Source organism: Herbaspirillum robiniae (assembly GCF_002213415.1).
GTDB lineage: Bacteria > Pseudomonadota > Gammaproteobacteria > Burkholderiales > Burkholderiaceae_D > Herbaspirillum > Herbaspirillum robiniae.
The window spans coordinates 40,372-62,857 of sequence record NZ_NJGU01000003.1 but is presented as its reverse complement, the minus strand read 5'-3'; the positions used below and the strand labels follow the sequence as shown (position 1 = coordinate 62,857).

The following is a 22,486-nucleotide window of genomic DNA, read 5'->3' as shown; positions in this document are numbered from 1 at the left end:
GCCGGCATCCGGATCGGGATCGGGGTGGCTTACGGCGTATCGAAACCGGCAGATGTCTGCGGGTGCGAGTGCGCTTCGCTGGCGCCGGCGACGCTGTCGTCGTCATGCAATATCCTCAGCGCCGGCCCTTCGAGGTCGTCGAACTGCCCGCCGTCGCTGGCGCGGAAGAACACCCAGATGGCCACGAACACCAGCAAGGTGCTCAGGGGAATCAGCAGGTAGAGCGCTTCCATCAGGCTTCTCCCGCCAACACCGGTTTCAGCGGCGCCGGGGCGGCCTTTGCCGCTGCCGGCCGGCTCAGGCGCAAGGCATTGCCCACCACCAGCAATGAGCTCAGGGACATGCCCACCGCCGACATCCAGGGCGTGAGCAGGCCAAACGCCGCCGCCGGAATCGCCAGGAAGTTGTAGGCCGCCGCCCACGCCAGGTTCTGCCGCACCACGCGCATCGCGCGTCCCGCCATGCGCGCGCAGTCGGCGATGGATGACAACCGGTCGCCCATCACGACCGCATCCGCGCTGACCTGCGCCAGCGCCGCGCCGCGACCCATGGCAAACGATACATCTCCGGCGCGCAGCATGGCGGCATCGTTGATGCCGTCGCCGACGATGGCCACCACCGCGCCCTGGCGCTGCAGCGCGCGCACATGGTCCAGCTTCTGCTGCGGCGAGCACTCGGCGATCACCTCGGCGATGCCCACGGCGGCCGCCGCCTGCTCACAGACGTCGCGCTGGTCGCCGCTCAGCAGCACCGTGCGCAGACCCAGTGCGCGGAAGGCTGCGACGGTGGCGGCGGCGTCGTCGCGCAAGGCGTCGGCCAGGTCGAAACGCGCCAGCCAGCCGTGCTCGTCGCCCAGATACACCGAGCCGGCCCCGGCTACCGCACGGCCCGGCCATTCGCCCGGCAAGGCGTCGCCGCACAGCGCGGCGACGAAGGCGCGCGAGCCGATGCGATGCCGCCTGCCGCCGATCTTGCACTGCATGCCGGCGCCGGTGACCGACTGCAGGCAATCGACCTGGGCCGCGGCGATGCCGCGCGCCTGCGCCTCTTGCAGCAGCGCGCGCGCCAGCGGATGCAGGCTGCCGCGCTCCATCGCCGCGGCGATCGCCAGCGCCTGTTGTCCGTCACCCGGGCCGGCGCTCCAGAGCCCGGCTAGGCGCGGCCGGCCCTGGGTCAGGGTGCCGGTCTTGTCGAACACGATGGTATCGGCGCGGCGCAGGGTTTCCAGCACGTTGCCGCGCACCACCAGCGTGCCCTCGCGCAGCAGGCGATCGGTGGCGGCGGCCAGCGCCGACGGTGTGGCCAGCGACAGCGCGCACGGGCAGGACACCACCAGCACCGCGATCGCCGTCGGCCAGGCCTGCCCCGGATCAATGAAGTGCCAGGCCAGGAACGTGGCCGCCGCCAACATCAGCAGCGCCACCACGAAGCGCGATGCCACGATGTCGGCCCATTGCGCCAGCGCCGGCTTGCCGGAGCCGGCCTGCTCAGCCAGCCGCGTGAGCGCGGCCAGCGTACTGTCGCCGGTGGCGCGCGTCACCCGCAGCAGCACCGGCTGGCTCAGGTTCACGGCGCCGCCCGGCACCTCCTGTCCCGGCCGGAATTGCTGCGCCCTGCTCTCGCCGGACAGCAGCGACAGGTCGAGCTCGGCGCTGCCTTCGATCAGCTGCGCGTCGGCCGCGATGGTGTCGCCCGGGCGCGCCAGGATGACGTCGCCGGCCTTGAGCTGCGCGGCGCCGACCAGGGTGGCGTCACGGTTTTCCGGATAGGCCGCCAGCAGCAGCACGCCGGCGGGAAAAGCCTGTTGCATGCGCTCCAGCGCCGCCGCCGATTTGCGCCGCGCGGCCGCCTCGAGGTAACGGCTGGCCAGCAGCAGGAAGATGAACATGCTGACGCTGTCGAACCAGATCTCGCCCTCGCCGCGCCAGGTGGCGACCGCGCTGGCGGCGAACGCGGCGCCGATGCCGATGGCCACCGGCACGTCCATGCCCGGCGCGCGGGCGCGCAGGCCGGCCCAGGCGCCGGAGAAGAACGGCAAGGCCGAATAGAACACCGCCGGCACGGTCAGCAACAGGCTGGCCCAGCGCATCAGCGACATCATGTCGGGCTCGATGCCGTCCGGGCTCATGTACGCGGGCACGGCGTACATCATCACCTGCATCATCGACAGGCCGGCGATGAAAAGCTGGCGAAACAGGCGGCGCGAGGCGCGCCGCGCCTGCTCGCCCTGGCGCAGCGGATCGAAGGGATAGGCGGTATATCCGAGGCCGCGCAACCCGCGCAGGATGGACGAGGCCGCGCACAGCGCCGGATCGCGCTTCACATGCAGGCGACCGGTGGCCACGTTCATTTCCGCCGAGCGCACGCCGCGCTGGCGCGCCAGGTATTTCTCGATCAGCCAGACGCAGGCCGAGCAGCGCAGGCCGTCCACCGACAGCACCAGGTCCTCGCTGCCATGGCTGCCGTCGTTGCCCTCGCCACCGGCCGGCAAATCGGCCAGCGCCAGCTCCGGCGGCAGCAGCTGTTCGGCATCGACGCGCGCCGAGGGCGCGCTGCGGCGCAAATAGAAATCCTCGCAGCCGCTGTCGACGATCAGTTGCGCCACGCTGGCGCAGCCGACGCAGCACATCTCGCGCTCGGCGCCGCCGATGGCAAGCCTCAGCCGCTCGCCGGCCGGCACCGGCTGGCCGCAGTGAAAGCACAAGCGGTCGTCATGTATCGCATCCGCGCTCATCTCATCCTCCATGCGCCGGGGTTACGCACAATACGTCGATCCAGCCGTGCGCGATGCCCATCCCGCCGAACCCGGCGGCGCGCAGCACACCCAGGATCCCGAACCCCAGCACCACGATGCCGGCAGCGCGGCGCCAAGCCGGACGCGCCGCCAGCTCGCGCAGGCGCGCGCCCGACAGGCCGGCCGCCAGCAGCACCGGCAACGTGCCCGCGCCGAAGGCCAGCATGGTCAGCGCGCCGTCGGCGGCGCTGCCGGCCATCAGGGCATTGAGCAAGGCGCCGTACACCATGCCGCACGGCAGCCAGCCCCACAGTGCGCCCAACGCCAGCGCCTTGCCGGGCGTATCGACCGGAACGAAGCGCGCGGCCAGCGGCCGCAGGACCTGCCAGAGACGATGGCCGGCGCGCTCGACGCGCGCCAGTGCGCTCCACCATTGCGTCAGGTAGAGCCCCAGCATCACCAGCACCAGATTGGCCAACACATAGGCGATGCGCTGGGCCGGCGCCAGCCAGCCCAGCACGTCGGCCCCGCGCAGCAGGCCGGCCGCGATGCCGCCGGCCAGCGCGCCGGCGGCGGCATAGCTGGACAAGCGGCCAAGGTTGTAGCACAGCACACGGATGAGATCGCCGGCGATGGCGCGCGCCGGCATCGATGATGCGGCGCGGATGACGATGACGCGGCCCGCGGCGGCCAGCCCGGCGGCGGGCGCATGACGCAGGAGGGAAGAAGCGCCGGTGCGCGCGGGCGCGGCCGAGCTCAGCGCGCCGACGATGCCGCCGCACATGCCGATACAGTGGACGCTCCCCATGAGCCCCACCAGGAAGACAGGCAGCAGGTTCATGCCGCCTCCGTCAGACCGTCTGCGAGTAGCGCTGCGGCGCGTCCTTGTTGTCGCGCGCAGCCTTGTCGCGGTCTGCGGCCAGATAGCGGTCGAACACCATGCAGATGTTGCGGATCAGCAGACGTCCCTTGGGCTCGACGGTGATCCATTCGGGCTCGATCTTGATCAGGCCGTCCTCTTCCAGCGCCTTGAGTTTCTCCATCTCGGCGGCGAAGTATTCGCGAAAGACGATGGGATAGGCGATTTCCAGCGAGTTGATCGACAGTTCGAAGTTGCACATCAGGCGCTGGATGATCAGGCGCCGCAGCACGTCGTCCATGCCCAGCTGAATGCCGCGGGCGATCGGCAGGGTCGAGTTTTCCAGCCGCGCGTAGTAGCCGTCCAGGGTCTTCTCGTTCTGGCTGTAGCTGCCGCCGACGGCGCTGATGGCCGACACGCCGCAGGCCACCAGGTCGGTCTCCGAATGCGTGGAGTAGCCCTGGAAATTGCGGTGCAGGCGCCCCTGCTGCTGGGCGATGGCCAGGTCGTCGGTGGGCTTGGCGAAATGGTCCATGCCGATGTAGACGTAGCCGGCCGCGGTCAGCTGGCGGATGCACAGCGACAGCATGTCGAGCTTGCTGTCGGCGCTGGGCAGGTCTTCTTCATTGATCTGGCGCTGCGTCTTGAACAGCTGCGGCATGTGCGCATAGTTGTAGACCGCGATGCGGTCGGGGCTGGCGGCGATCACCTTGGCCAGCGTGCGCGACATCGACATCACGTTCTGCCTGGGCAGGCCGTAGATCAGGTCGATGCTGACCGAGCGGAAACCCGTCTCGCGCGCGGCGCGGATGATCTCCAGCGTCTGCTCCTCGGACTGCACGCGATTGACGGCGCGCTGCACGTCAGGATCGAAGTCCTGCACCCCTAGGCTGATGCGGTTGAAGCCCTGCGCGCGCAGCGACTGCACGCGCTCCACCGACACCGTGCGCGGATCGATCTCGATGGAGTATTCGCCGACATGGTCGGGCGCCAGCGTGAAGCTCTTGCGGATGTGGGCCATCAGGTCGCCCATCTGCTCGTCGGACAGGTAGGTCGGCGTGCCGCCGCCGAAGTGCAGCTGCTCGACCTGGTTCATGCCGGAGAACAGCGAGCCCTGCATGCTGATCTCGCGCTTGAGGTAGCTCAGGTAGAGCGATGCCTTGGCGCGGTTCTTGGTGACGATCTTGTTGCAAGCGCAGTAGTAGCAGATGGTGTCGCAGAACGGGATGTGCAGGTACAGCGACAGCGCGCGCCAGGCGCTCATGCTGCGGCGGTCGGACACCGCGTGCAGGTAGTCGGTGACGGCGAAGTCGCTCGAGAAGCGGTCGGCGGTCGGATAGGAGGTATAGCGCGGGCCGCGCTGGTCCATCTTGCGCAGTACGGCCTTGTTCATGCCGGCCAGGCTGGCGGCGTTGTGCAGGGTGGACGGATGGGCGACTTGCATGTGTGCTCCTGGCCGGCCGCGCGGCGCGCGACATGATGCCGGCGCCGGGCGAACGGGGATTGGGTGGAGATTGCAGGATAGGCCCGGCGCGACCGGCTTGCCTTGATGTGCATCAAGCGGCCGGCGCGTGCTACCAGCCGGCGACGGCGCGGGCCGCGCGCAGGCCGTCGCAAGGGCGCTGCGGGATGCGACTGCGGGCGATGCCGGCGCCGGTTGGCGAGGCGCGGCCAGTAGCTCGACCGGGGCCGTGCTTGGGCCAGGGGCAGCCACAGGTGCCGGTTCGAAATGATGCGAGCAGGCACTCGACCTTCTGATCGAAAGTTGCAGAATTTGAATTCAAGTTACGCAACTTGGCGCGCAAGCTCATCCATAACCCATTGATGAGCCTGACTTTTCTTTACAAATACAGAATGTGGTCTTACCAGTTGACATCTTTTTTTGCCGTCCCTATGATAAAAAATGTCATACAACTTGACCGGCTGCCGCCACAAGTCGCCGCCGGGCCAAGAGTCCACAAGAAATCGAACAAGAAGAAGAATGCGGGATGGTCAGACCTCCCGCATTGATCAACAACAACGGAGACAATATGAACGCATCTGTACGGCGCCGCGGCGCCGCGCTGGCCATCGCCGCCACTTCCGCAACCCTGCTCTTCTCCTCCGGCGCCGCCGTCGCCCAGGTCGCCACCGGCGACACCTCGTCGGCCAAGATCGCCCTGTCCAACAACTACGCCGCCAACGCCTGGCGCCAGTCCATGCTCAAGACCTGGGCCTCGACCGCCGACGACGCGGTCAAGCGCAAGCTGGTGGCCGCCGCACCGGCCTTCACCACCTCCGAGAACCAGCCCACCGAACAGGCGCAGCAGATCCAGAACATGATCCTGCAGGGTTACAAGGCCATCGTGGTCGACGCGGCCTCCCCCACCGCGCTGAACGGCACCATCAAGAAGGCCTGCGCGGCCGGCGTGGTGGTGGTGTCCTATGACGGGGTGGTGACCGAGCCCTGCGCCTACCGCGTCACCTTCGACTTCCGCAAGATGGGCGAGAAACAGATCGACTACCTGGCCGAGCGCCTGAACGGCAAGGGCAACATCCTCGAGATCCGCGGCCTGGCCGGGGTGTCGGTGGATGGCGAGATCCACGCCGGCATCATGGACGGCATCAAGAAGCATCCGGGCCTGAAGATCGTCGGTTCGGTCAACGGCGACTGGGCGCAGACCGTGGCGCAGAAGGCGGTCTCGGGCATCCTGCCGACGCTGCCCAAGGTCGACGGCGTGGTGACCCAGGGCGGCGACGGCTTCGGCGTGGCGCAGGCCTTCAAGGCGGCCAATCGTGAACTGCCCATCATCATCCTCGGCAACCGCGAGGACGAACTGCAATGGTGGAAGACCCAGGTCCAGAGCGGCTACAAGACCTACTCGGCCTCCAACCCGCCGGGCGCGGTGACGGTGGCCTTCTGGGTCGCCCAGCAGGTGCTGGCCGGCAAGAAGGTGCCCAAGGAAATCGACATCGTGGCGCCGCTGCTGTACCTCAACGAACAGCAGCTGCCCGACGCGCTGGCCAAGACCCCGCAAGGCGGCGTGGCCGATATCGCCTTCTCCCAGCAGGATACGGTCAAGCTGCTCGACGCCACACCGGCCAAGGGCAAGTGACGCCGACCGGTCCCGCGCATGCGCGGGACCGGCGGACGCCATCCGCCGCTTGCGTCCATTGCCGCGGGCTGCGCGGGCGTCGTCATCCATGCCGCGGCGCGCCCCCGCCGGCGCGCGCCTCCACCATGAAACGGATCATCCACCGTGAACGCAGCCACCACTCCCCCGCCCGCGCCGGCAGCATCGCCCGGCGCCCCGCTGTGCAGCCTCGCGCACATCCATAAATCCTTCGGTCCGGTCAGGGCGCTGCAGGACGCCAGCCTCGATATCGAACCCGGCCAGTGCTGGGGCCTGGTCGGCCACAACGGCGCCGGCAAGTCGACGCTGATGAACGTGCTGGCCGGCGTGCTGCCGGGCGACCAGGGCAGCATCGCCGTCGACGGCCGCGTGCTGCCGGCCTACTCGACCCAGACCGCCTACCGCCACGGCATACGCTGCGTGTTCCAGGAACTGTCGCTGTGCTTGAACCTGTCGGTGGCCGAGAACCTGTGCGTGTTCCACCCGGCGCTCAAGAGCTTCGGCTGGCGCCGCAAGGCGCGCCGGCTGGTGCTGGAAAAACTCGACGAAATCTTTCCCGGGCACGGCGTCGCGCCCGACCGCATCGTCGGCGAACTCTCCATCACGCAGCGCCAGATGGTGGAGATCGCCTGCGCCTTCACCGTGGTGGATGCGCCGGTGCGCCTGCTGATCCTGGACGAGCCCACTTCCAGCCTGGACGCCCAGACCGCCGCGCGCCTGACCACCTACATCCGGCGCCGGCTGCAGGACGGGCTGAGCCTGGTCTTCATCTCGCACATGCTGGGCGAGATCTTCGACTGCTGCAATCGCATCGCGGTGATGCGCGACGGCAGGCTGGTGCTGCAGGATGAGGCTGCCCGGCTGAACCGCGAGTCGCTGGTGCAGGCCATGGGACACGCCGACCAGAAACAGATCGAACGTCAGGCCGAGGCCGACGGGCAACAGGTCGACTTCGACGCCGCCCCCGCGCTGCTGGAAACCGAACTGGCGCCGGCCTCGCCGGTACGCCGCCTGCGCGTGGCGCGCGGCCAGGTGGTGGGCCTGTCCGGCCTGGCCGGCCAGGGCCAGACCGAGATGCTGGTGCGCCTCTTTGAACAGTACCGCGGCAAGCTGCGCATCGCCTTCGTCGCCGGCGACCGCGCGCGCGACGGCAACTTCCCGCTCTGGAGCATCCTGCACAACCTCAGCATCCGCTCGTTGCCGCAGCTGTCGCGGCGCGGCGTGGTGGATCGTGCGCGCGAGGCCGAACTGGGCGCGCAATGGCACGAGCGCATCGCCATCCGCACGCCGGACCTGGGCAACGACATCCTCTCGCTGTCCGGCGGCAACCAGCAGAAGGTGCTGTTTGCCCGCGCGCTGTCGTCCGACGCCGAACTGATCCTGATGGACGACCCGATGCGCGGCGTCGACTTCGGCACCAAGGTCGACATGTACCGGCTGATCCGCGCCGAAGCCGCACGCGGCCGCAGCTTCCTCTGGTACACCACCGAGAACGACGAACTCGAGTACTGCGACAACAGCTATGTCTTCTACCAGCACCAGGTCACGCTGGCGCTGGCTCGCCATGAACTGTCGGAGGAGCGCATCATCGCGGCCTCCTTCGGCAGCACCAAGGCCGCGCCCGAGGCCGGCCGCCGCCCCTTGAAAGGAGCCCGCGCATGAACGCCCTGCCGCGCCATGAAATCCAGACGCTGCTGCTGCCGGTGATCACGCTGGCGGCGGTGCTGGCGCCGATCTTCTGGATCAACCCCAACACCATGAGCTACTTCGGCCTTGGCCTGCTGCTCAACCTGGCCGTGCCGATGATCCTGGCCAGCATGGCCCAGCTGTGCATCATCGCGGTCAACGACCTCGACCTGTCGATCGGCGCCTTCGTCAGCCTGGTCTCGTGCATCGCCGTCACCTGGCTGCCGCAACAGCCGGCGCTGGCGATCGCCGCGATGCTGGGCTGCGTGCTGCTGTACGCGGCCGTCGGCGCACTGGTGGAAATCTTCAACCTGCCGTCCATCGTGGTCACGCTCGGCCTGTCCTTCGTGTGGGGCGGCTGGGCGCTGATCCTGCTGCCCATGCCAGGCGGCGCCACGCCGCAGTGGCTGCAGGACATCATGAACCTGGCCATCCCGGTGGTGCCCACGCCCATCGTCTATGCGCTGGCGATCGCGGCCGCCGGCCACTGGTTCCTGATGCGCTCGGCGCCCGGCGTGCGCCTGCGCGGCGCCGGCGGCAATCCCAAGGCCATCGTCAGGAGCGGCGGTTCGGTGGTGCGCGCCAAGGCCGTGATGTACGGCCTGGCCGGCCTGCTGGGCATCCTCTCGGCGCTGGCGCTGGTGGGCATCACCACCTCGGCCGACGCCAACATCGCGCAGCGCTACACGCTGGTGTCGATCGCCGCGGTGATCCTGGGCGGCGGCAGCTTCATCGGCGGCAAGGTGTCGCCCATCGGCGCCATGCTGGGCGCGGTCACGCTGGGCATCGCCGCATCCTTCCTGTCCTTCCTCGACATCGCGCCGAAATGGCAGATCGGCCTGCAAGGCGCGATCCTGATCGTGGTGCTGTCGTTGCGCACGCTGCTGGCCCGCCGTGGAGAACGCCAATGACCAGCGCAAGCCATCACTCCCCTGCCCCGGTTGCGCTCAAGGAACGGCTGGCGCGTCGCCCCTGGAGCTGGTCGTTCATCGGCGCGGTGCTGCTGTGGCTGGCCACGCTGGCGGTGGCCGGCGCGGACGCGGCCTTCAACATCGGCCTGGCGGCGCTGTCCTTCGGCGCGCTGATGGTGCTGGTGGGCCTGGGCCAGATGCTGGTGGTCACTACCGGCCCCGGCAACATCGACCTCTCGATTCCCTCCACCATCGCGCTGACCGGCGCCATGGCCATGCGCACCATGGGCGGCGCGGACAGCGGCATCCTGGCCGGCGTGGCGGTGGCGATCGCGGTGGGCGTGGCCATCGGCCTGTGCAACTACCTGCTGATCCGCCTGCTGCAGATCCCGCCCATCATCGCCACCATGTCGTCCTCCTTCATCCTGCAGTCGCTGGCCATTCATACCAGCCAGGGCATGAAGATCGCGCCGCCGCAGCTGCTGTCTTCATTTGCCACCGGCTGGCTGCTGCATCTGCCGGTGCTGGCCTGGGTGGTGCTGGCGTTCGCCCTGGCGCTGGCCTGGATCCTGGCGCGCACGCTGTTCGGCCGCTTCCTGTCGGCGGCCGGGCAGAACGCGCGCGCGGCCTGGCTGGCCGGCATCGGGGTGGAGCGCATCCGCTGCCTGTGCTACGTGATGTGCGCCGTGTTCGCGGCGCTGTGCGCGTTGCTGATCGCCGGCTTCTCCGGCGGCGCCTCGCTGGACATGGGCAACGAATACCTGCTCATGTCGGTGGCGGTGGTCGTCATCGGCGGCACCAGCGTCACCGGCGGGCGCGCCACCGTGGCCGGCATCTGGGGCGCGGCGCTGTTCCTGTATTTCACCAACACCTTGCTCAACGTCATCGGCCTGTCGGCCGGCGGCCGCTCGGTGCTGTCTGGGCTGATCATCATTGCGGTGATCGTGCTTTCCGGCCGGCGCCGCGCCTATCGATAAATCCAACAGGAGACCTGCATGTCCTTGCCCGAATCCCCTTTCCAGCATTTCGACGCGCGCTTTCGCCGCATGGTGGTCGATACCGCCCACCTCGACCGCCTGTACGGCGACTGTCGCTGGGCCGAAGGTCCCGTGTGGCTGCCGGCGACGCAGGAACTGATCTGGAGCGACATCCCCAACAACCGCCTGCTGCGCTGGTCGGAGGGTGCGGGCGCGGGCGTGTTGCGCCAGCCGTCCGACTTCAACAACGGCAACACGCTGGACCGCGAGGGCCGCATCGTCGGTTGCCTGCACGGCGGCCGCGCGGTGGTGCGCACCGAGCACGACGGCAGCATCACCACGCTGGCCTCGCACTGGCAGGGCAAGCGCCTGAATTCGCCCAATGACGTGGTGGTGAAGTCGGACGGTTCGATCTGGTTCACCGACCCCGACTACGGCATCAACAGCGACTACGAGGGCTACCAGGCCGAGAGCGAGATCGGCGCCTGCAATGTCTATCGCATCGACGGCGCCAGCGGCGAGCTCTCCATCGTCACCGGCGACATGGAGCGGCCCAACGGCCTGGCCTTCTCGCCCGACGAAAGCCGGCTCTATATCGCCGACACCGGCCTGACCCATCGCGAAGGCGGGCCGCACCACATCCGCGTGTTCGACGTGGTCGACGGCTGCCGGCTGCGCGGCGGCGAGGTGTTCGCCACCATCTCGCCGGGCCTGGCCGACGGCTTCCGCCTGGATGACCGCGGCAACATCTGGACCTCGGCCGCCGACGGCGTGCATTGCTATGCGCCCGACGGCGTGCTGCTGGGCAAGGTGCTGGTGCCGGAAGTGGTGTCCAATGTGGTGTTCGGCGGGCCGCGCGGCAACCGCCTGTTCATCACCGCCACGACCTCGCTGTACGCGGTCTACGTGGCGGTGAACGGCGCGCGCCGTCCGGCGCGCTGAAAAGAAACCGGCTCAGCGCGCCATGCGCGCGTAGGACACCAGCATGGCGGCCAGCTCGCGCGCGGCCGGCCCCAGCGGCGCGGCGGCGCGCTGGATCAGGCTGATGCGCGCCGCGGGGATAGGCTCGGCCACGGCGATCGAGGTGAGGCGCTGGCCGAAGCCATCCGGCGCCAACGCCGCGCGCGGGCCGAGGAAAAGATAGTCCGATTGCGCCACCAGCTGCAGCGTGTCGAACAGCGATTCGACGGTGGCCACGATGTGCGGCGGCGCCAGGTCGCTGGCGGCGAACCAGTCGGCGATGCGGTTGCCGGGCGTGCCCGCTACGCCAATGGGGCGGGTGTTGATCCAGGCCGCGCCGGCCAGCTGGCGTATCGAGGTGGCGTCCTGCAGCGGATGGCCGCGACGGCCGATGATGCAGGGGTCGGCCGGCAACAGCTCGGTCTCGGCCAGGTCCAGCATGTCGGTGCCGGGCGAGACCAGGGACAGCGCGAAGTCGATGCGTCCCTCGCGTATGCCCGAGAGCATCAGCGAGGACGGCCCGCTGGCCAGGTGCACCGTCACGCGCGGATGGCGTTCGCGCAACTGGCGCAGCACCGGCGGCACCAGCTTGGCGAAGGCCTCCGACGATACCCCCACGTTCACCGCGCCGGCCAGCTCGCCGTCGGCGGCGCTGCACTCCTGCAGCGCGCGTTCATATTCCCCCAGGATCACCCGCGCCCGCGCCAGCAGCGCGCTGCCGTGCGCGGTCAGGCCGATGCCGCTGTGCGCGCGCACGAAGAGGGTACAGGCCAGGCTGGCTTCCAGCCGCTGGATCTGCTGGGTCAGGCCGCTCTGGCCCATGTCGAGGGCGCGCGCGGCGGCGCGGATACTGCCGTGTTCCACCACGGCGACGAAGGCGCGCAATTGGTCCAGGGTCATGGGCGAGAGATGGGATCGATGGTGGGCGGCCGGGGTGATTGCACGGCGCGATCATGATCACGATAGTAGCATCTTGGGCGCACCGGCCCGGCTGGCTAGACTTTTCCTGCGATTTGACTTCAACCACGTCACAAGGAAAAACATGCAAGACGACCTCTACCAGCTCGGCGAAAAAATCCGCGGCGAAGTGCTCGGCCCGGCCTATGTCAACGCCTCGCAGGCGGCCACCGACGAATTCTCCGAGCCGATGCGCGCCTTCGCCATCCGCAACCTGTGGGGCGACATCTGGGCACGTCCCGGCCTGGACCGCCGCAGCCGCAGCATCGTCAACCTGGCGCTGCTGTCGGCCGCCAACCGCCCCAACGAACTGAAGATCCACATCCGCGCCGCGCTCAACAACGGCGTCACCCGCGCCGAGATCGGCGAGGTATTCCTGCAGGTGGCGCTGTATGCCGGCGTGCCCACCGGCAGCGACGCCACCCGCGTGGCCAAGCTCTTGTTCGCCGAGCTCGACGCCGAAGCCCGCGCGGGAGCCTGAGCATGGATGCGCGCCAGGCCCTGTTCGAACAATTGCGCCAGGCCGCCGTCGGCGTGGCCGCGAGCGTCGGCTCGTGGATAGGCGGCCGCCCCGTGGCCGGCGACGGCCAGGCGCTGCCGCTGGTGGATCCCTTTACCGAACGCGAACTGATGCGTTTCGACCATGCGTCGGACGCCATCGTCGACGCCGCTCTGACCGACGCGCAGGCAGGCTTCGAGCGCTGGTCGGCGCTGCCGGCGCAGCAGCGCGCCATTCGCATGGCGCGCCTGGGCGAGCTGGTGACACGCGAGGCCGACACCCTGGCCAAGCTGGAAAGCATCACCAGCGGCAAGTCGCTCAAGGGCAGCCGCGCGCAGCTGGCGGCGGTGGCCGAGATCTTCCGCTACTACGCCGGCTGGTGCGACAAGTTCGGCGGCAACGTGGTGCCGGTGCCGGGCGGCCAGTTCACCTATACGCTGCGCGAACCGCTGGGCGTGGTGCTGGCCATCACGCCGTGGAACTCGCCGATCTACCTGGCAGCATGGAACATCGCGCCGGCGCTGGCGATGGGCAACGCGGTGCTGCTCAAGCCCTCCGAGCTGACGCCGCTGACCTCGCTGGCGCTGGCGCGCCTGGCGATCGAGGCCGGTTTTCCGCCGGGCACGCTCAACGTGGTCAACGGCCTGGGCCAGCACATCGGCAACGCCGCCATCGCCAACGAGGCCGTCAAGAAGGTGGTGTTCGTCGGCTCCATCGGCGTGGGCCGCCGGGTCAACGCGGCGGCGGCGGCGCGGCCGATCTCCTGCCTGCTGGAGCTGGGCGGCAAGTCGGCCAACATCGTGTTCGAGGATGCCGATGTCGACGCCGCCGTGAAGGCCGCGGTGGTGGCCGGTTTCGCCAACACCGGCCAGAACTGCGCGGCCGGTTCGCGCCTGCTGGTGCAGCGCTCCTTGTACCCGCGCTTCGCGGCGGCGGTGGCGCACGCCAGCCGGCAATACCGCTACGGCGATCCGCTGGATGAGGACGTCGACTGCGGCCCGATCAACAACGGCCCGCAATACCAGCGCATCCGCGACATGATCGCCATGGGCCTGGACGGCGGCGCCGAGCTGCTGGCCGGCGGCATGCCGCCGGCCGATACCGGCGGGCGCGGCTGGTTCGTCGCGCCCACCGTGCTGGGCGAGGTCGACAACGGCATGCGCATCGCGCGCGAGGAAGTGTTCGGGCCGGTGCTGTCGATCATCCCCTTCGACGACGAAGAGCAGGCCGTGGCCATCGCCAACGACAGCGAATTCGGCCTGGCCGGCGCCGTGTGGACGCGCGACGTGGCGCGCGCGCACCGCATGGCCGCGCGGGTGCGGGCCGGCATCTTCTGGATCAACATGTTTCGCGACATGCATGTGGCCAGCCCTTTCGGCGGCTACGGCAGCAGCGGCTACGGGCGCTCAAGCGGCGTCGAGTCGCTGTACGAATACACGCAGACCAAGAGCGTCTGGCTGCCGACCGCGGCCGGTTTCTGAGCTTCACCAACCAAGGAAATAAACGATGGAAAAGATCCAACGCATAGGTGTGATCGGCCTGGGCAACATGGGGCGCGGCATGGCGCTGTCGCTGGCGCGCGCCGGCTTTGGCGTGGCAGGCTTCGACAACGGCGAGAGCGCGACGCTCGCCGCGCGCGCGGCCGGCATTGCCGTGGCCGACGGCCTGCCGGCGCTGGCCGCGACCTGCGACGCCTTCGTGCTGTCGCTGCCGACCTCGGCCATCGTCAAGGCGGTGCTGTTCGGCGCCGACGGCAAGGATGGCCTGGCCGCGCTGCTCAAACCCGGCACCCTGATCGTCGACACCACCACCGCCGACCCGCAGGCCACGCGCGCCATGCTGCCGGCGCTGGGCGAGCGCGGGCTGCGCTTCGTCGATGCGCCGGTCAGCGGCGGCGCGGCGGGCGCGCAGAAAGGCCAGCTCACCATGTTCATCGGCGGCGCCCCGGCCGACCTCGAGCTGGCCGAACCCGTGCTGGCCGCCATGGGCAGCAAGCGCTTCACCATTGGTGCCGCGGGCGCGGGCCATACCGCCAAGCTGATCAACAACCTGCTGGTGGCCTCGCACCTGCTGACCGCGGCCGATGCCTTCCGGCTCTCGGAGGCGGCGGGCGTGCCGATCGGGCAAATCATCGAAGCGGTCAACGCCGGCTCCGGCCGCAGCGGCGTCACGCAGTACAACTACCCCAGCCGCATCATGAACGGCGCCTTCGACTCCGGTTTCACGATGCAACTCATGCGCAAGGACGTGGGCCTGGCGATGGCGCTGGCCGAGCAGCTGGCGCTCGAGCTGCCGCTGGCGCGCGAAGTGGGCCGTCGCTGGAAGGAGAGCGCGGCGCTGCTGGCCGACGGCGAAGACTTCAACCGCATTACCCAGCTGCAGTAAAGCGGCCGCCGGGTACGGACGCGATGGCGGTCCGTGCCCATCGCCAGAGGCAAGCCCGCCCTGCGCGCTTGCCTCTTTTGCATCGGTGAGGCGCCGATGCAACTCATCCGTGGAAAATCCCTGCGGCCGCGCTTTTCTTGCACGGCATGCGCCCCTAGACTCGATCCTGCGCCGGCACATCGATCCGCCCTCACGCCCACACAATTCCAACAGGCCAGGGCAATGCGGACAAAGGGAACAGCATTTCGCACCGTCGGCGCGATTGCCATGTCCGCCGTCATCGCAACGGCATCCTGTTCCAGAACTTCACCTCGGGGAAAACCATGTTCCAACTTCAAGCACGCGCGCAAAGCGCCATCGTCTCCGGCTTCGTGCTGGCGATTGTCACCTCGGCGAGCGCGCAGGCCGCCGACCTTGGCCTCAGCGGCGATGCCGGCACCACCGGCGTGGGCGTCCACCTCAGCGTGCCGGTGGCGCAGCAGCTCAACGCGCGTTTCGGCGTCAACTACTTCGACTACAGTTTCCATACCAGCACCAACGACATCAACTACGATGCCAAGGCCAAGCTGCGCACCTTCGACGCGCTGCTCGACTGGTTCCCGTTCGCCAATGAATTCCGCCTTTCCGGCGGGGTGATCTACAACGGCAACAAGGTCGACGCCACCGGCACGCCCAAGGCCAACGGCACCTACACCATCAACGGCAATACCTACACCGCCTCACAGGCGGGCCAGGTCGACGGCCGCATCGACTTCAAGAAGTTCGCGCCCTACCTCGGCCTGGGCTACGGCAATGCGCTGGCGCCCAACAAGGGCTGGGGCTTCACGGCCGACGTCGGCGTGATGTTCCAGGGCAACGGCTCGACCTCGGTCAGCAACTCGGGCTGTACCGCCTCGGCGCTGATCTGTACCCAGCTGGCGCGCGACGTGGCGGCGGAGAACGCCGAGCTCAACGACAAGGTGCACGGCTACAACCTGTATCCGGTGGTGCGGCTGGGCGTCAGTTACAAGTTCTAGCCTAGTCTGCCACGCTCAATGGATGAGCCTCTGCATACCGCCCTGGCTACGCGCCTCATTTACGTCAACACGGTTCCGATGGCCGCATCCCAGGGAACAAATCAGAATCGTCGGCAACCCCGATGGTGATGTTTTTCGGATCCCTGCCATTGGCCATCACGACTGCGCGCAATGCGGCTATCGCAGCCTCACCATTCTCGAGCTTGCAATAGCGGGTGGTAATGCCGCTTGCGTCGCCTTTCTGCAAGAGGGTACCGACGATGAAACAGCCTTCAGACCACGAAACATCCATTCCGTAGTGAAACTGAATCGCTGACCGCGGGGCGGTTCCGCCCAACTCAAGTCGCCATTTCTGATCCAGCGACTTCATCCATGGCTTGCTGGCGTCAGTTCGAACAGATGCAGTGTAGATGCCCTTGGGAATTGAACTGACATTGGCTTGATTGCCTTTCCAAGGGCGTTCGATCACGTCACAAATAGGAACCAGCGTCTTGAGCAACGGAAGCACAGTCTGATCCAGCGGCGCCGCTTGGGTGGAAAGGTCATAAATTGAGCCTCTGATGCAAGGAGCGACACATTGGTTCGTCGGCGCCAATCCCAGCCGGCGAACCACCATCAGACGGACCGGCACAAGTTTCTGGGCAAAAAGCTCTGGGGCAAGTATTGCCGCCACGCTCCCTGCCAACATTGCTCGTCGCTTTTTCATTGCTGCCTCCAAACGAATATCATTAGAGCCATGGCGCTTCTTCAACCTTTGCTGGAGCCCTCTGGCGCCGAAACCGGAATCGCTTCAAATTGCATTTCTTCGCACCATAGTGCAGTTCGCAAGGGCGGGAGCATTGACAGCGCTGCGCCAGCTCTCGAAATTATTCCCTTGCCCATTCTCGGCATGCATCTGGAAACAAATGGCCGCGACCAAGCGATCTTCCGCAGATTTAAGTTCTGCCGCAGTACGCAAAAGATTCAACATACGCGCGGCATCAACATTGATATCGGCCATCACGCTGCTCACTCCAGGATACTGAGTGAAGTCCCACAGCACGTCTGAGGCCTGATCAAGCAGCGCAATGGACACCCGGATATCCGTCGATGAATTGCGCGCCCGCTTTTCACGCCAAGCCGCTGCGTTCGCCTTCAATGCGCGTGCATACAGAAGGGCATTTTTTGCATCCGGGGCACTTTTGAACGCCGCGCTTGCATCGCCCATCATCTTCGGCGCTTCCTGCGTCGCCCCTGTAAAATCTCCTCGATCCAGCATCGACTCCGTGATGACCAGACGTAATGCAGCGGAATCCTGATCTGACTTGCTGGCCAACTTCACTGCATAACTGGCCAGGTCAATGATCTTCAGATGCAAGGACGCGGACGATCCGCCTGCCTTGTTGGCAATCGTCCCCCTGAGCCGCTCGCAAGCCTCCCTGAGGATGCTGGCCAAACGCAAAATGCTTGCCTGGGATGCTACGACCGGATCGTACAAAAGCGGATCAATACTGTTGCCGTCGGTGATTGCAGGGACGTCCAGCGACTCAATTTTCATGTTGGCCAGCCGCGCCTGTAGTGCATCAAGCCGCGGCGCCACGTTGATGCTTGCAAAGGAGATCGTCAGGTCTCCGCCGCTGCATCGTCGCGGCCTTCCCGTGCACGGCCCTCTGCTGGCAGGCGAGCCGCCGCCTTTTAGCAGCAGCATGCCGCTGAGATCCACTCCGTTGGTAAAGTTAGCATTCCCCGCAGACAGGGGAACGCTCACCCGATAACTACCGCCGCTTTGCGTCACCGTAGCGTCTTCTGCGGACAACCGAACATCGAAACCACCAGATGAAATCCAGTGAGGTCGATCCCATGGCTCGTTCCAGCAGGACAGGCCAAAGTATTTACATCTCCGCCTTTCGCCGTACTCGTGATCGACGTCGACCCTCCCACTGGCAGACACATCTACACTCTCTCCTGGGTAGAGCTTTACGTGCGGAACCAGTTGAATTGACTGAGGCTTGTCCCAAAGTATGTTCACACGGCCACTGACGGGCTCGGCATTCGACGCCACCGCAGCAACTGCTGCGCCCACTGCAAAGAAGAATTTATAGGTAGCGTTCATTGAGCCAGCTCCTTGCACTGTAGCTTGGCAGCATCGCCGTCACGGTCCATCGCTTCGATATCCGCCTTGGCGGTCATCCAGCTGCATTGCGTCGTCGCGCGTTGCCAATCCATCGCCCGCTTTGCGGGCGGCACTTTCGCATTTGCCTTGCACAAGGTCATTGGAGAAGACTTGGCGTCGTCTTGCGATACGCGCAGGAACTCCAATCCTGCATCGGCTGCCAGCCAGCGATTCGACGAGGATGGAGGAATACCCTGGCATCCATTGGACGACCAGAAGTAGATGCTCCGGCAAGCTGCTTCAGCGCCTCCCCGTGTTTCCGGGGTGTTGCACGCGTCGATTGCCGTGGCCATGCTCCGGGAGACAAAGGTGCGCTCGGAATCAATGTTCTCCGGATCGGTATAGATATAGGCCAGCTCAATCTCGAAATCCTCGACATCCTTGACCGCAGGGCTGGCCTGGATGGTCAACTCATAGGCGCCGTATAGCCCCCACCCTTCAAGGTTGCTTAGAATCGTCGTGTCCTTAAATCGCACCGCCAGTTGCGCGGCATCGAAGGTGTCCGCCCTGTTGCTTGGCATGAAGCTGTTGGGAATCATGGATTCCTCCCGCAATGCGATCTGGCCGCGCGCTCCGTTTTCATCAATATAGGGAATACGCGAATGCCCCAAATGCCGTACCGACAACAACGACCCGGCGACTCTTCCATTGCGCGTTACAGGAACGGCATTCCAGTCAAGATTGCGCACGTTTAAACGGTGCTCCGAAATTTCCCTCAATGAGGTCGGATCAAGCGTCACCCGGAACACGAATGGCTGCTTCGAACCGGAATTCTTCCATTGATTGAATCGTTGGAGTGTTCCAGGCGGAGCCAGGTTTTCCATCGCACGAACTCTGCTGGTCGTTCCGATCTGTCCCAGACGATTATCCCCCGGTGAACAGCCGTGGCTCTCGCAATAATCCTCGGCCAGCTGAACCAGCTGCTGCCAGTGCATGAACAGCAGGAATGGATCCGTCTTGGTCGCTTCCCGATCCCGATTGAGCCAATCGAAAAGGTGGATTTCAGTGTCCAATGCCAGGCGCGCCAATGTGGGATCCGTGGCAATCTTGGAAGCAAAGAAACCTCGTGAGTCGGTCGCTCCGGACCACATGGCAAGAGAACGATCAAATATATCGAAGCGCTGTCGCAGCATTTCTGCCAAATAGAAAAAATAGGGCCGATACAGCCGCAGGCGCGCGTCAATATCCTGGGTGGTGTCCAAAATCGTGTCCATCGCACCGTTATATTGCTCCAGCTGCGCTTTCGCCGCATCGGCCAAAGCTGTCGCCCGCGCATATTCCTTTCGGCTGATCGCCTCGCTGAAATCCGCGTCTTGCGACGACCTCACCAACTCCTGATAGCTACTCATCAGCTTCTGACTCTGGTCTGAGAGCTGTTCATTGAGCTGCCTGTTCGCATCCATGGCGCCGAAGGTCTGTGCCAGCTGAAGCGCTGTTCCCGCGCCAGGAAAGGCTGCATTGAGCGCCATCGCGGCCATCTGGTTCTGCATCTGATCCTGCGCGCTGTTCGATGGAATCAGCGGATCGTCCGGAACTGACGGTACCTCTGGACGTGGCACTGCAGGAGCTGCCATCGACGCTGCTGCAACATATCGCACGCCTTTGTCCACCTCGTTTCTGAAGTCGGGAGGTAAGGACTTCAGCTTGCTCCATATCTTCGCCGAGTCATTTCTGTTGACGAACCGCGACAGGAAATTTCCTGCACCTTCTTCAGATGCGGAGGCGGCAACAAGACTCATCAAGCGATCGGGACTTGCCTTCACGCTGACGGAGGAGAGCAAGGACTCTATTTGAGCTTGCGCATCAAGGCGAATGAGCGAAGGATTTATTGGCTTGGCCAATTGGATGATCTGTGTATTGACATCGAAGGTCTTCAGGCTTCCAGACACGTTGATCACAAACGTTCCATCTGCGACCAGGCCCATTCCCGTTTTCTTCAGATACGCCTCGCGCTGAACCTGGGACAAGCTCAGCGTGTCGTTGGCGGCGTTCAGGAAATAAGAAAGCAGTTGGCCATCATTGATACCGGGATGCCGTGCTTTGAGCGAATACCACAAGTTAGTATTGACCGAAGAGATGTAGTTGGGATAGGCCTTGAGCGCTGTCACCAACGCTTCCTCGGCCTGACGTCCGGTAATTTGCAGGTCCTTGACTCCGTCTATCGTCCTCGCCATGAGAGCTTGCATTGCGGTGTCGCCTTCTGCCTTCGCCCTTTTGAATTCCTGCGCAAAGAAGGTACTGGCTTCCGCGTTAACCGCTTTGGGTAGGTCTCCCATTTCCCTGGCAACGGTCCTCAGACTGTTGCGGTAATTTTCAAGCTGCTTTTTGTTCGCAGAGAATTGTTGGTAAGCCGTTTGAATCCAAGCTTGTACCGGCTTTTGAGAGTCGATGATCTTATCGATTTTCTGCGCCTGTTCAGGACTCAGCCTGGAATAGGTCAACTCCCCAACCTTCATAAAGCGTTCCATGCTGGGCTCTCGGATGGACACTGCCACCAGTTCCGCATCGCGCTTGAGAGCGCCGATTTCCTTGTACGTATTCTTCAGGTTAGCAAAGGTCTTATTTGCCTCCGCCATGACGTCGTCGAACTGCTTCAACTCGACGCTCAAGGCGCTGCCGGGATTGGCAAGCTCCGAAGTCACATAGGCCGCCACGGCTTTCTTCAGATCGCCATCCGCCACCCCGGCGATAACCTCGACAGGCATGCCGGTCGCGGAAGCTGCCGCATTCATCGCCAATGAAGTGGCTTGCTTGCCCAGCGCATCTTGTTGACTGGCCAGTGCATCCATACGTTGACCGACCCGGGTCATCTCCTTGGTGACAAAATCCCTCGCCGTTGCATTGTTGGCCTTCAACTGGGTCCACCGATTGGTATCGATGGTCTTGACATCAGCAGTCAACTCCTCAGCCTTGAATTGGCCAAGCACATAGGATTTCTTACCGTCGAGCTCTTTGAGCCTCGCAGCTGCGTCGCTCGTCTTGAATTGCAGTTGCTCCATTTCACTGTTGGCTTTCTCAAGGCGACTACGCAGGCTTTTGATCCTCTCCAGTTCCAGTTGCGGCGTGGTGGGACGCAGTGTGCGAAAGCCACCCCAAAACGTCAATCGGCGCTCCAACAAGAATTTCCGGTAATCGATATCAGCTCGCACCAGCGATAACGTGGCTTTTTGCGCTTTGCTCATGCCATCACATGAATCGCCTCCGCCGCAATTCGGCAAAGATGCCAGTGCTGCGTCATAGAGCGTTCTCAGGGCGCCCGCCTCTTCTGACTGCAAGTAGCCGTCCTCCCCTGCCTTTGTTCGCATGAATCGCTCATCGGCGGCCAGTTTGCGTGCGCTGGCAAGCTCGATTTTCAATGATTGCAACGTCGGACTGTCGGAGTAGCGGGCTTCCGGAAGCAATGCCAACTTGACGCTTGCGGTCTGACCGTATTCGTTTTTGAGCTGTATTTGCAGAGTTGCATCCTTGGGCAATGCATCAACGGAAATACTCATGCCAAGCTTTTCCAGCTTTTTTAGCTTGGTGGGCGACAGGGGCGGCTCTACCTCTCCGATTTCGACGGCGCCATAGTTGACGACAATAAGATCCTGAAGCTGAACTAGGACTTCCTGGGCATTCTGGGAATAGAAGCGAGAAGTCGCATTTTCCGATTTCGGTTTGAGGCCAGGCACTCCCGCGCCAATAGCCTTGACCGCAATCGACTTGGCGCCGGTGTTCACCGTCCATACGGAACTGACGGAATTCTTGGGCAAGCGCAACAGCGGCAAGCGCTCATCCCCCGCTACCGTTTCCATGCTCATACATCCCTGATCGCCGCCGGCGCCGGGTGTAACCATGGTCAAGCTCGCGCCAATCGGAGCAATCTCCTCAAGAACGACGCGGCAGTAGGCCCCTCCGTCACTGAGCGTCAGCAACAAAGGAGAATTCGATGATGATGAACGTATGACTTCGCATTGCGGCAATGACTTCAGGTCAACGATCGTCTCCGCAGGGATGCAGGTCTGCGCCCTCAATTCGGCGCTATTTGTCTGCAGTGCAAAAGCCAATAGTATTAACAAGCCCCCCCGTGCATTCATCACTACCTCCGGTGTGAGTAACGAATCAATTAGCCAATACCAACAAGAGCACCGTCCGATTGAATTATCAATTTCTTGATTGCCCCGGACGAACTCCTTCTCGACTTCGAAACAAGACACAGGGCACAGGGCACAGGGCACAGAGCATCCCTCGCATTTCT

At 65.0% G+C, this 22,486-nt stretch carries 17 protein-coding genes; 9 read left to right on the top strand and 8 right to left on the bottom strand.

Features of this window, described 5'->3' with window-relative positions; all coding sequences use genetic code 11:
- Nucleotides 1-29: 29 nt before the first annotated feature.
- From ccoS to hemN, 4 genes are read right to left on the bottom strand one after another with little or no spacing between them, the layout of a single operon-like run.
- Nucleotides 30-233 carry a cbb3-type cytochrome oxidase assembly protein CcoS gene (gene ccoS / locus CEJ42_RS05940; RefSeq protein WP_088750352.1) on the bottom strand — a complete coding sequence of 68 codons (204 nt, stop codon included), beginning with the start codon at nucleotides 231-233 and terminating at the stop codon, nucleotides 30-32.
- Entirely contained in the window at nucleotides 233-2,734 is a 2,502-nt protein-coding gene (locus tag CEJ42_RS05935) for a heavy metal translocating P-type ATPase (RefSeq protein WP_088750351.1), read from the bottom strand. The genes ccoS and CEJ42_RS05935 overlap by 1 nt, the downstream gene beginning before the upstream one ends.
- 1 nt (nucleotide 2,735) lies before the next feature.
- Nucleotides 2,736-3,575 (bottom strand): sulfite exporter TauE/SafE family protein, encoded by an 840-nt coding sequence (locus CEJ42_RS05930; protein ID WP_088750350.1) that lies wholly within the window; start codon nucleotides 3,573-3,575, stop codon nucleotides 2,736-2,738.
- A 10-nt stretch (nucleotides 3,576-3,585) separates the two neighbouring features.
- Nucleotides 3,586-5,037 carry an oxygen-independent coproporphyrinogen III oxidase gene (gene hemN, locus CEJ42_RS05925; protein ID WP_088750349.1) on the bottom strand — a complete coding sequence of 484 codons (1,452 nt, stop codon included), beginning with the start codon at nucleotides 5,035-5,037 and terminating at the stop codon, nucleotides 3,586-3,588.
- 586 nt (nucleotides 5,038-5,623) lie between these two features.
- Between hemN and CEJ42_RS05920 the strand changes: the two genes are divergently transcribed.
- From CEJ42_RS05920 to CEJ42_RS05900, 5 genes are all read left to right on the top strand, one after another.
- Nucleotides 5,624-6,688 carry an ABC transporter substrate-binding protein gene (locus CEJ42_RS05920; protein ID WP_165774393.1) on the top strand — a complete coding sequence of 355 codons (1,065 nt, stop codon included), beginning with the start codon at nucleotides 5,624-5,626 and terminating at the stop codon, nucleotides 6,686-6,688.
- Between the two features lie 198 nt (nucleotides 6,689-6,886).
- Nucleotides 6,887-8,368, top strand: coding sequence for a sugar ABC transporter ATP-binding protein (locus CEJ42_RS05915; RefSeq protein WP_088750432.1), 1,482 nt, complete (start codon nucleotides 6,887-6,889; stop codon nucleotides 8,366-8,368).
- Nucleotides 8,365-9,303, top strand: coding sequence for an ABC transporter permease (locus CEJ42_RS05910; protein ID WP_088750347.1), 939 nt, complete (start codon nucleotides 8,365-8,367; stop codon nucleotides 9,301-9,303). Before CEJ42_RS05915 ends, CEJ42_RS05910 begins: the two co-directional genes overlap by 4 nt.
- On the top strand, nucleotides 9,300-10,280 hold the full coding sequence (locus tag CEJ42_RS05905; protein WP_088750346.1) for an ABC transporter permease: 981 nt from the start codon (nucleotides 9,300-9,302) through the stop codon (nucleotides 10,278-10,280). The genes CEJ42_RS05910 and CEJ42_RS05905 overlap by 4 nt, the downstream gene beginning before the upstream one ends.
- A gap of 18 nt (nucleotides 10,281-10,298) precedes the next feature.
- Nucleotides 10,299-11,222, top strand: coding sequence for an SMP-30/gluconolactonase/LRE family protein (locus tag CEJ42_RS05900; RefSeq protein ID WP_088750345.1), 924 nt, complete (start codon nucleotides 10,299-10,301; stop codon nucleotides 11,220-11,222).
- Between the two features lie 12 nt (nucleotides 11,223-11,234).
- Here the strand turns inward: CEJ42_RS05900 and CEJ42_RS05895 are convergent, their stop codons facing one another.
- Complete coding sequence (locus CEJ42_RS05895; protein WP_088750344.1) at nucleotides 11,235-12,140, bottom strand: LysR substrate-binding domain-containing protein; 906 nt, start codon at nucleotides 12,138-12,140, stop codon at nucleotides 11,235-11,237.
- A gap of 142 nt (nucleotides 12,141-12,282) precedes the next feature.
- On the opposite strand from CEJ42_RS05895, the gene CEJ42_RS05890 reads away from it, so the two are divergent.
- From CEJ42_RS05890 to CEJ42_RS05875, 4 genes are all read left to right on the top strand, one after another.
- Entirely contained in the window at nucleotides 12,283-12,678 is a 396-nt protein-coding gene (locus tag CEJ42_RS05890) for a carboxymuconolactone decarboxylase family protein (RefSeq protein WP_088750343.1), read from the top strand.
- Nucleotides 12,679-12,680: 2 nt separating this feature from the next.
- Entirely contained in the window at nucleotides 12,681-14,177 is a 1,497-nt protein-coding gene (locus CEJ42_RS05885) for an aldehyde dehydrogenase family protein (protein ID WP_088750342.1), read from the top strand.
- 25 nt (nucleotides 14,178-14,202) lie between these two features.
- A complete protein-coding gene (locus CEJ42_RS05880; protein WP_338064248.1) occupies nucleotides 14,203-15,081 on the top strand; it encodes an NAD(P)-dependent oxidoreductase in 879 nt (292 codons plus the stop codon).
- A gap of 323 nt (nucleotides 15,082-15,404) precedes the next feature.
- Nucleotides 15,405-16,097 (top strand): hypothetical protein, encoded by a 693-nt coding sequence (locus CEJ42_RS05875; RefSeq protein ID WP_217507500.1) that lies wholly within the window; start codon nucleotides 15,405-15,407, stop codon nucleotides 16,095-16,097.
- Nucleotides 16,098-16,161: 64 nt separating this feature from the next.
- Here CEJ42_RS05875 and CEJ42_RS05870 read toward each other — a convergent pair whose 3' ends face one another.
- The 3 genes from CEJ42_RS05870 to CEJ42_RS05860 all read right to left on the bottom strand — a co-directional run bounded on the left by CEJ42_RS05870 (nucleotide 16,162) and on the right by CEJ42_RS05860 (nucleotide 22,295).
- Nucleotides 16,162-16,803: a DUF5675 family protein gene (locus tag CEJ42_RS05870; protein ID WP_129587681.1), complete on the bottom strand. Its 642-nt coding sequence runs from the start codon at nucleotides 16,801-16,803 to the stop codon at nucleotides 16,162-16,164.
- 84 nt (nucleotides 16,804-16,887) lie between these two features.
- Entirely contained in the window at nucleotides 16,888-18,189 is a 1,302-nt protein-coding gene (locus CEJ42_RS24420; protein WP_129587680.1) for a hypothetical protein, read from the bottom strand.
- The gene (locus CEJ42_RS05860; RefSeq protein ID WP_129587679.1) at nucleotides 18,186-22,295 is read right to left on the bottom strand and encodes a hypothetical protein; all 4,110 of its coding nucleotides are present in this window, start codon (nucleotides 22,293-22,295) and stop codon (nucleotides 18,186-18,188) included. Before CEJ42_RS05860 ends, CEJ42_RS24420 begins: the two co-directional genes overlap by 4 nt.
- Nucleotides 22,296-22,486: the final 191 nt, after the last annotated feature.